General features: G+C 51.2%; 1 protein-coding gene. It reads left to right on the forward strand.

Going from position 1 to position 1,286, the window contains the following annotated elements:
• A partial coding sequence (locus Q4443_RS10350) for an FtsK/SpoIIIE domain-containing protein (RefSeq protein WP_303408374.1) occupies positions 1-1,286 on the forward strand: 1,286 nt, incomplete at both ends.

Below are 1,286 nucleotides of genomic sequence, written 5' to 3' on the forward strand. Positions count from 1 at the left end.
GGTGTGGTGGATGACCAAATCTGGTCCAACTCACGTTTCAAAATCGCCCTTAAGGTGGCGGACCGTTCGGACTCCAATGAAATGCTTCATACACCGGATGCGGCCGAAATCACCCAGACGGGACGTGCCTATCTGCAGGTCGGAAACAATGAAGTCTATGAGCTCTTCCAGTCAGCCTGGTCAGGCGCGGATTACCAGCCGGACAAGGACGATATGGGGATTGAGGACCATACCATCTACCTAATCAATGAATTGGGCCAATATGAGATCTTGAATGAAGACCTATCAGGCTTAGAAGATGTGGATGAGATTAAGGAAGTTCCGACAGAGTTGGATGCGATAGTGCACCATATCCAGCTCTTGTGTGAAGAACAAGAGATTCCTCCAGTACCACAGCCATGGTTGCCACCGCTCAAAGAGCGAATCGCACTAGACGAACTGGAAGAAGTGCAACCGACAGTAGCCTGGACACAAGAGAAACCACTCTCTGTCCTCTTGGGGATGGCGGATATCCCGCAGGCCCAGAAGCAGGAAGCTGTCTCTATCAATCTCTCCAAGGATGGTCATATCCTTCTCTACGGAAGTCCGGGTACAGGAAAGACCACCTTCCTTCAGACAGCTGGGATGGACTTGGCTCGCAAATTCAGTCCCAAGGCTCTTACCATGTACTTGATGGACTTTGGTACCAATGGTTTGGCTCCATTGTCCAAGCTTCCACAGGTGGCGGATACCATGCTTTTGGACCAAACAGAGAAGATCTCTAAATTTGTACGAATCATGGAGAGAGAACTCAACCGTCGTAAGAAACTCCTTGCGGACTATGGTGTTGGAACCTTGGAACTCTACCGTCAGGCCAGTGGTCAGGAAGAGCCGGCTATCGTCATCCTCTTAGATAGCTATGAGGCCTTCAAGGAAGAAGCCTATGAGGCGGAACTCTTCAAGCTCTTGGTGCGTATCTCTCGTGAAGGTCTCAGTATCGGGGTTCACCTCTTGGTGACAGCCGGTCGTCAGACCAACCTTCGTGCTCAACTTTACTCGAACTTCAAGCACCAGTTGAGCCTGCCACAGAATGAGGCAGGTGAAGTGCGGGCCATCGTGGGCTCTACGCCACTCGCTATGACTATGGAAGACATCAAGGGCCGTGCCCTTATGAAGCGGGAAGAAGTGGATGTGATCCAGCTGGCACTCTCAGTTTATGGAGCTAATGATACCCAAGTCCTCAACAACCTACGTCAGGAAGTGGCTTCCCTCCAAGAAGCCTGGACAGGACAACGCCCAAGTGCCAT

The organism is Streptococcus sp. GP0011 (assembly GCF_030546305.1).
GTDB lineage: Bacteria > Bacillota > Bacilli > Lactobacillales > Streptococcaceae > Streptococcus.